The 8,948-nt window shown below is 61.1% G+C and carries 5 protein-coding genes; 2 read left to right on the top strand and 3 right to left on the bottom strand.

What is annotated here, in order from left to right:
- On the bottom strand, nucleotides 1–2,308 hold a 2,308-nt coding region (locus RMO15_RS08335; protein WP_309710501.1), incomplete at its 3' end, for a DUF1549 and DUF1553 domain-containing protein.
- A gap of 48 nt (nucleotides 2,309–2,356) precedes the next feature.
- Here RMO15_RS08335 and RMO15_RS08330 point away from each other — a divergent pair.
- On the top strand, nucleotides 2,357–3,331 hold the full coding sequence (locus RMO15_RS08330; protein ID WP_309710498.1) for a GNAT family N-acetyltransferase: 975 nt from the start codon (nucleotides 2,357–2,359) through the stop codon (nucleotides 3,329–3,331).
- Here the strand turns inward: RMO15_RS08330 and RMO15_RS08325 are convergent.
- Nucleotides 3,300–5,801 carry a DUF1592 domain-containing protein gene (locus RMO15_RS08325; protein ID WP_309710495.1) on the bottom strand — a complete coding sequence of 834 codons (2,502 nt, stop codon included), beginning with the start codon at nucleotides 5,799–5,801 and terminating at the stop codon, nucleotides 3,300–3,302. The two genes, RMO15_RS08330 and RMO15_RS08325, sit on opposite strands and share 32 nt — an antisense overlap.
- A 6-nt stretch (nucleotides 5,802–5,807) precedes the next feature.
- Complete coding sequence (locus RMO15_RS08320; protein WP_309710492.1) at nucleotides 5,808–7,085, bottom strand: DUF1552 domain-containing protein; 1,278 nt, start codon at nucleotides 7,083–7,085, stop codon at nucleotides 5,808–5,810.
- 76 nt (nucleotides 7,086–7,161) lie between these two features.
- Here RMO15_RS08320 and alaS point away from each other — a divergent pair.
- Nucleotides 7,162–8,948: alanine--tRNA ligase (gene alaS / locus RMO15_RS08315; protein WP_309710488.1), on the top strand; the 1,787-nt coding region annotated here is incomplete at its 3' end.

Genomic DNA, 8,948 nt, shown 5'->3' with positions numbered 1-8,948 from the left:
AGCGGGCAAGGGCGGCAAGAAAGAGCGTGTCCAGTATTTCGGCGTTGGTTTTCTTGGCTTTCACGAGCTGCGGAAGAATCCCCCCGCTGTGAGTGAGCTTGTCTTGCACCTCGCGCGAGTTGAGGAGCGCGAGCGCCTGACCCAGCGCGGGCTCGCAGGTGCGCTCGGACTCGCCGGAGAGGATGCGGGGTGGGCGACCAAAGGTGTCGAGCAGGAGGGAGGGAATCTCGGCATCGGCGACCTCGATGGCGCGGGCACCCTCGGGCTGGCCCTGGTAGCGGTCGGGGACTTGCGTGACTTGGGCGAGGGCATCGGCGAGCTCCTCAGCGGGGAGGCGGCGCGGGAGATAGTGCGAGAAGTAGCGCGTGTCGAGGCGGCTGGTGGGAGTAGCGGTGCTGGTGCGCTGGTAGGTGGTCGAGAGGCAGATGGTCTTGAGGAGCGCCTTGATATTGAAGTTACTCTTGCGTAAATCCGTGGCGAGGGCCGCGAGCAGCGGCTCGTTGCTGGCGGGATTGGTGGAGCGCAGGTCGTCCACGGGCTCGACAATCCCGCGCCCAAAGCAGCGTGCCCAGAGCCGGTTGGCGGCGTTGCGTGCGAAGTCGTCCTGCGCCACGAGCCAGGCTGCGGCTTTCACACGCCGGTCTTCGTCCTTGGCAAAGACCAAGTTCGAGCGGTCAAGAGGGCGTGGCTCGGAGATCTCGTTGGTGCGTAGGTGGCGCAGGTTTGGGTCGTGCTTGGCTTCGAGGCGCTCTGGGATGCCGTCCTCGTTCTCGCCGCCGCCACTGACTTGCTGAAAGAGCGCGGCGAAGTGGTAGTAGTCGTCCTGAGTGAATTTCTCACTGGGGTGGTTGTGGCACTTGGCGCACCCGATACGCTGGCCTAAGAAAGTCTGCGCGATCAGCTCGGTGGAGTTCTCGGTGGCACGTATCCAGTAGCCCTGGTTTGGCTTTTGTGGGACGCGGCTAAGCCAGAAGAGCCCGGCGTGGTTCTCTTCCAGCAGCCCCGACGCGGTGAGAATCTTGGTGGCGAGCGCGTCCCAACCAACTCCCGCATTGAGCTGCTCGGCGAGCCAGGCTTGGAGCTGCATCGCGTACTTACGGCCCATGTTCTCTTTACGCAGCGTAAATAAATCCCCGAGCTTGAGCGCCCAAACCAGGCCAAACTCGGGGCGCGTGAGGAGCTGGTCAAGGAGTTTTTCGCGCTTGTCGGGAGCTCTGTCATCGAGAAAGGCGCGTGCCTCGGCCTCGGTGGGCAGGGTGCCGATGAGGTCAATAAAGACGCGGCGTAGAAACTCATTGTCCGTACAGCGACCCGACGGCTCGATATGCAGCGCCTTGAGCTTTGTATTGACCGCATCGTCTATGTAGTTCGTGCGGGTAGCGAAAGCGCTGTCTTTAAGCTGGTTGGGAAACGGGGCACTCAGGCGGACAATCGTGAGCTTGTCGCGGTACTTGGCCAGCACTGCCGTCTCGCCCGAGCGGAGCTGCTTGGCTGTGCCGTCGTCGGTGACCGAGGCGATGGCGGGGTCGTTGACGGAGAACAGGGCGCGGTGGGTGACATCCTCGGTGCGTCCATCGGCGTAGGTGGCACGCACCAGCAGGCGCTGGGTCTCGTTGGGCAGGAGCGTGCGATCTCCGGGGAGCACGTCAAGCTTGGCGAGGGGAGGCTCTTTCTCGATGGGGCCGGGGGCACCCTGCTCCAGCCAGCCGAGAAGAAGCCGGTGCTCGGGGGAGTTCTTCGCGATCACCGTCCCGCCGCGATGGGGAAGCTCGCCCAGCGGCTTGCGCAGAAACAAGCTCCGCTCGGGAGCCTCGCGGGTGATGCGGCGGCCACTCAGCGCCTTGACAATCGCCAGAAAGTCTTGCTCGGGGGCGTAGCCGCGCAGGCTCAGCTTAAAGCCACCTTTCCCCGAGGCCGCCCCGTGGCACGTCCCCTGGCTACAGCCTACTTTCGCGAGTGTCGGAACCACGTCATTGACAAACGAGTAGGTCGGAGCAATTGTGGTGTTCTTGACACTCACGGTAATTTTGGCGCTGACACTGCCCAGCTCGGCCTTGAGGGCACCCGTGCCATCGGTGCGCGGCGTGAGCGTGCTCCCCGCGAGCTGGAGCAGTGTGGGGGGCCAGGTCGTGAGCTTGGCTTGCCCCGTCACGTCTTTGCGGCTCCCATCGCTCAATATCGCCGTAACCAGCACCCGTTGTAGCGCCGTGCGACCGTCCAGTGCCACCGACGGCGGCGTCACTTCCAGGCGCATGATCTTTGTCGGCGGAGCCGCCAGAAGCGCAACACTGAGCAGAGCTACAAACATAGGCTATCGTACCTTAGCAAACCCACCTTGTGCTACGATAGAAGAGACATGAACATCCGTACCTTTGACCCCTTGCGGGACTATCCCGCTATCGTGGCGATCTACAACGCCAACTTTCCTGGCTTCCAGGAGTCCGAGAACGAGTTTCGTTTTGGTGACGACTACCGCGAGGAAAAGCATCACTTTGCTCGCGTTGTTGCCGAGGACGACAGTGGCCTGCTGGTTGGTTACGGCCAGAGCGGCCATGACTCACACAGCTTCCATCCCACCCAGTTCCAGGTGGATGTTTTCGTTGCCCCCGAACAACAAGCCAAGGGCTACGGCAAGATGCTCTTCGACCAGGTGCTCGCCGATCTTGTACCGCTTCAGCCCACCACGCTTCGCACGCACACCGTCGAGGGTACGGAGCGTGCATTGCGCTTTCTGACCGACCGTGGCTTTCGTGAAGAGATGAGCTACGCCGAGTCGTGGCTGGAGGTGAACGCCTTCGATGCCAGCCGCTTTGCCGGTGCCGAGGAGCGCGTGCTGGAGCAGGGGATCCGTCTCATCACGCTGCGCGAGCTAGGCGACACCGACGCGGACGTGCTTCAGCGGTTCTATGAGTTCACACAGATCATCCAGGCCGATATTCCCTCACCGGAGCCTTTCACACCGCTTCCCTACGAGGTCTGGGCGAAGCGCTTTGAGCACACCGGGTACCTCCCCCAGGCGAATTTTCTTGCTCTAGACGGTGAGACTCTCGTGGGCCTCAGCACGCTCTGGGGGCGGGATGCCGACGATCACCTCCAGACAGGAGCCACGGGCATTGCGCGCTCGCACCGCCGCCGGGGAATCGCGCTGGCGCTGAAGCTCCGGGCGCTTGCCTTCGCCAAAGAGCGCGGCGCTCCGATTATCCGCACCAATAACGAGGTGAACAATGAGGGCATGCTCTCGATCAATCGGGCGCTGGGTTTCGTCGAACAACCCGGCTGGGTGGGGTTTGTGCGCGAGCTCACTTCTGGCGAAAGAGCTCACTCTGAATGACAGCATGAATGAGGCTTCGGACGCCATACTGCGTCGGCTTTGTCTCCGCTACGAGAGCCTCAAGGCGAGTACGATCGCTGAAGCGAATCGGTGCCCCAGTGGCATAGACAACGAGCTGTTTGGCAAGGTTAAGAGCAAGGGTGTGCTCATCGCGGCTCAGTAGCTGCTTGAAGGCGCGTACATCTGAGAAGGTGCGGCCATCGGGGAGGCTCCCGGCGCAGTCGACCGGGAGTCCTTGATGGAAGGCAAAGGCCTGGCCATTTTTACCGATTCCCTTCTCAGCGGGTTTGCTCTCATCCACCCCTCGGTAGCGCTCGCGCCAGCCTCCCATCACATCAAAGCTCTCTAGGGCGAAGCCCGGCGGGTCGATCTTGCTATGGCAGCTGGCACAGCTGGGGTCGGAGCGGTGTTTGTCGAGCTGCTGGCGGATCGTGACGGCCCCCCGTATGTCGGGCTCTACGGCGGCGACGGGTGGTGGGGGTGGAACCTCGTAACCGAGGATGCGCTCCATGATCCACTTGCCTCTGAGCACGGGGGAGGTCGTGGTGCCATTGGCGGTGACCTTCAGCACACTGGCCTGAGTAAGAAAGCCGCCACGAGGACTCTCGGAGGGAAGCGCAACCCGCCGCATCGCGACTCCTTTAACATCAGGGATGCCGTAGTGCGTGGCGAGGCGCTCGTTGAGGAAGGTGAAGCGGGCATCCACGACACTGCGTACGGGGAGGTTCTGACGCACAAGCTCCTCGAATGTCAGGTGGGACTCCAGCACCGCCGCTTCGACAAGGGCATCGTCGAGGTAGTAGTCGTTGTAGAGCGTGGTCGAAGGGGTTGAGTCCTCGATTTTACGCAGGTCAAGCCAGTAGTCGAGGAAGGCCTCGGTGAAACGGTGGGACTTAGGGGAGCTAAGAAGCCGCTCCGTCTCCGCACGTAGCACCGCGGGATCGCTCAGCTCACCGCGTGTGGCTCGAGCACGGAGGGTATCATCCGGTGTCGAGTTCCCGAGAAAAAGTGCGAGGCGGGTTGCCAGGGCCATGTCCTCCAGCTTGCCCGGCTTCTCGTTGAGGAAAACAAAGCGGGGCGAGGCGAGGATCGCCGTATAGGTGGCGATAAGGGCTTCGCGGGTCGCTAGTCCTGCCGCTTTTCGGTTCTGGTAGAGCTGCAGAAAACGCTGGACATCGTTCTCGGTGACAGGGCCACGATAGGCGCGGCCGAGGAAGCGGCGCAGGAGGCGCTCAGGGTTCTGGTCTCCCCCAAAGAGGAGCTGGTAGCCGGTGTCCGATGTCTCGTCATAGAGAGGGCCTTCGACCTCCATCCAGCGAAAAGCCACGCTGGGGCAGCCCTCTTTGGTCATCAAGGGGTTCTTGAAGGCAGGCGGGCGTGAGCGGTAGAAGCGTGAGGCATCGGGCACCAGGGTCTCTCCGGCGACGAGCCAGACCTCACCGATATCGTAGGTGTCGAGCTCGGGCTTGATATCGAAAGCTCCCACGCGGCGGTTCATCACCCCGTTGCGCGTGTAGACGGTGATAGGCTCGGTCGTGCGCCCGGGTGAGATTCGGTCGTAGTCGGGTACCGCCAGGTTCGGCTTGCCCGGGGTGCCTTTCGTGTCGCTGCCACTGGCAAAACGTCGCTGTGAGCCGCCGGGAGCAGCCCAGAGCGTGTAGCCACTAAAGCGAATCCGATAGCGCCCCGCGACGGGCGCCTTGAATTGATCCCAGCTGTAGCGGAAGCCGGTGACATAGTTGCTGGAGACCCAGCCGACGGCCTCTTGCTCCCGGGTAGCGGTGCTGGAGAGCGGAGCGCGGAGCAAGCGCACATCGGGCTGTGCCGTTGCACCGATCACGGGGTAGGTCTGGCGATCAGGCGACGTATTGAATGGGTTCTGTGTGAACGTCTTGGTGAGGCTCTGCTGGTCGCGTGCGTAGTAGCGCCGGGTGGTGGTTGATGTCCGTTTCTCCTGCGCTCGGATAACCTCACGGATGGCGTAGTCGGCGGCAGTGAGGTAGCGGGCCAGGTGGACATGAGAGACATCCAGCGCATCTCCGACTTTATTGAAGCGGTACGCCTCGCCATCGTCCGGGAACTGCCCCCGAATCTGTAGCCAGGGAGCCTGAAAGAGATCACGCAGAGCGTTTTCGTACTCGTAGCCGTTGAGCCGACGCTGGGTTGCGCGTCCGATAGCGGCATCTTGGGCTCTCTCTTGGGTGGTGATGGTTGTCGCGAGTGCCCGTAGAAAGTCTAGTTTCTCGTCAGAGCCAGGGTGGAGAGTGGCGTCCTTGGGGGGCATCTCGCCCGCTCGGACACGATCATGAACCTTGACGGGGTCCAGCTTCTCGGGCGCTTCATGGCAAGAGAGGCAATACTTTTGGACAAAAGGTGCCGGTTTGGGGGACTGCTGCGCCGGGAGCAGTGCGGTGGCGGCCAGAGGGAGGCTGGCCAGGATAGCAAGAACGGCGAGAAGACGGGTATTCATCAGACGCTACACCAGCTCCAGGCCACGCATCGTGCCAGTCGAGGAGGCGAACCGATCCGTTTCCAGCCCCATGCGCTGGAGCATCGAGACATAGAGGTTGGGCAGAGGGTAGTTCTGTTGCGTACTGAAGGCAAGGTGCTGTCCGTGCTTGAAACCACCCCCCGCGAGGAGTACCGGCATGTTGGTGGTGACATGGGTGTTGGCATCGCCAAAGTTAGAGCCGTAGAGCACCATAGTTCTGTCTAGCAAGGTCTCCTCAGCCTCGTGAGTCGCTCTGAGGCTAGTGAGCAGGCCCGCTAGTAGCTTCATGTGCCACTCATCAATCGTCTTGAGCTGAGTGCGCTTGGTCTCTGATTTCCCGTGGTGGGAGAGGTTGTGGTAGCCATCGGTAATCTTCGCACCCTCAATCTCTAGGACGGGGGTGCTCACGCCCTCCAGCATGATCGTGACAGCACGGGTAGAGTCGGTTTCAAAGGCCAGGCGTGCCAGATCATACATCACCTTGACCTTATCCATATACGCCGCCGGGGAGGCTGGGTCAATGGGCAGGGGGGCTTTGACGACAGGCTTGGGTTTGTCCTCCCAGCCACGCGACACTTGTAGGCGGCGCTCAAGCTCACGGACGCTGGTAAAGTACTGGTCGAGGCGCTCTTTATCGTGCGAGCTCACGGTGCGCTGGAGCTCGGCGGTCTGCTCCGCGATAGTATCTAGGATACTGCGACCTGTATCGAGCTTCTGGATTTGCGCGGCGATTTCGGTGGCATTGCCCTGGAAAAAGAGCTGCTTGAAGACCTCCGCTGCCTTGTCTTCGGGTGGGATCGCGACCCCTGTTCCTGTCCAAGAGAGGCTTCGGGAGCGGGTATTAACACCGAGCGTGAGCGACGGGAACCGGGTCTGAGTACCGATCTGCTCGGCGATGAACTGATCGAGGGAGATGGTGTTTCGAAACGAGCTACTGCCCGGATGAGGTGCGGCGGTAAGGAAGCAGACATCGGCAGGGTGACCGCCATCCACGTTGGGATGCGAGACCCCACTGAATACCGTGAAGTCACTGCGGTGTGCTTGAAGGAGCTCCAGGTAGGGGGAGGGCGTGTAGTTGCGGCCGTTGCCCATGGGAAAGAAATAATCGGGTAGGACGCCCAGATTGTTGCAGATCGCCAGCATCCGACGTGGCTTCGCCGCCCGAGTGCGTGCGAGTGCAGGCTGCATGCTCTCCAGGAAAGGCAGAGCCAGCGCAACCCCGGTACCTTTGAGCAGCGAGCGTCGTGTCAGTGGCGTGGTCATGAGATGTTATTCGGGAGGAGCCAGGAGCTTTCCTGCCCGATAGCACAATGAGCGCGATGCCGTATACTAACACGTTATGCTAGCTAGAGAGCTTCGCCAGAAGTATATTGAGTTTTTCGGGAGCAAGGGGGCACTGCGCCTCCCCTCTGACCCGCTGCCCACCGACGACCCGACGCTGCTGTTTACCGTGGCGGGGATGGTGCCGTTCAAGGCCTACTTCGAGGACCGCGCCACGCCGCCGCGCCGGAGCATTGTCACAAGCCAGAAGTGTCTGCGCACCAAGGACATCGAGGATATTGGCGATATTAGCCACTGTACGTTCTTTGAGATGCTGGGCAACTTTAGCTTTGGGGACTACTTCAAAAAAGAGGCCATCGCCTGGTCCACCGAGTTCTTGTTCGACGTGCTCAAGCTAGACCGTGAGCGCATCCGGGTGACGATCTACGAGGACGATCAAGAGGCCTACGACTTCTGGCGTGCCAATGGCATGCCCCACGAGCGCATCGCACGGCTGGGGCAGAAGACCAACTACTGGCCCGCTAACGCGATGGTCGAGCAGAGCCAAGGCCCGTGTGGCCCGTGCTCGGAGATCTTCTTCGACTTGCAGCCGCACCTGCCGTTTGATCAGGACTGGGACGGCGAAGGCACGCGCTGGCTGGAGATCTGGAACAATGTCTTTACGCAGTACACCGGCCAGGGCACGGGCGACGACTACAAGTTGATCGAGCTGCCCAAGAGAAATATCGACACGGGCATGGGCCTGGAGCGCACGGCGGCGGCGATCAATAACCTCGCCGGGCCGTTCGAGACCGACCTGCTGCGCCCCGTGATCGCCGTGATGGAGCAGCTCTCCGGCAAGAGCTACACGTCCACGCCCGACTCCCCCACTGATATCGCCTTCCGCCGTATCGCCGACCATGTGCGGGCCACCACTTTCTTGCTCGGCGATGGCGTCACGCCTAGCTCGTCGGCGCAGGGCTACACCCTCCGCCGCCTGATGCGTCGCGCGATTGTCGCCGGGATTCGACACCTCGGGTTTGAAGAAGAGACCTTCATGGATCGCGCCGTTCCGGGTGTGATCCAGAACATGAAGGACTACTATCCGGAATTAGTAGACCGCCAGGAAGCGATTCTGGAGGCCGTCAAGCTGGAAGAGACCAGCTTCCGCAACACCCTCAAAAACGGCCTCGCTCGCCTCGAAGACGCACTGGCAAAAGGCGCACTCTCGGGTGAGGAAGCCTTCGACCTCTACAGTACCTATGGCCTTCCCTACGAAGTCACCGCCGAGGTCGCACAAGAGCGCGGTGTCACAGTCGATCGGGAGAGCTACGATGCGGCGCAGAAGAAGCACGCCGAAGACTCCAAGGATAAAGATAAACAAACGTGGATACTGACCGATGAGGGTACTAAAGAGCTTCTGCGTTCCCTGCCACACACTAAATTTGTTGGCTACGAGAAGATCCGTGTTGAAACGAAGATTGTCGGGATTTTGCGGGGCGGCAAGCCAATTCAAAAACTAGGAGTTGGTGAAGAGGCGGAGATTATTCTTACTGAGTCGCCGTTTTATGCGGAGAGCGGCGGGCAAGTGGGCGACACAGGACGGATTTTTGGTGAGGTCTTGCAAGGGGAATCGCCCGATTTTGAAGTCACTAGTACCCAGAAGCGCGATGGAATCTGGTTCCATCACGGAAAAGCTATCCTAGGGAAACTTTCCGTTGGTGATTCCGTTAAGGCGCACGTGGATGCAGTGCGTCGAGCGAATATTCGGCGCAACCACACGGCGACGCATCTTCTCCATAAAGCCTTGCGCTCTCAGCTCGGAACCCATGTGGCGCAGAAAGGCTCACTAGTCGATCCGGATCG

Source organism: Armatimonas sp., assembly GCF_031410135.1.
GTDB lineage: Bacteria > Armatimonadota > Armatimonadia > Armatimonadales > Armatimonadaceae > Armatimonas.
Note: the sequence above shows the minus strand (reverse complement) of the source record. Positions and strands in the feature narration are given on the sequence as shown.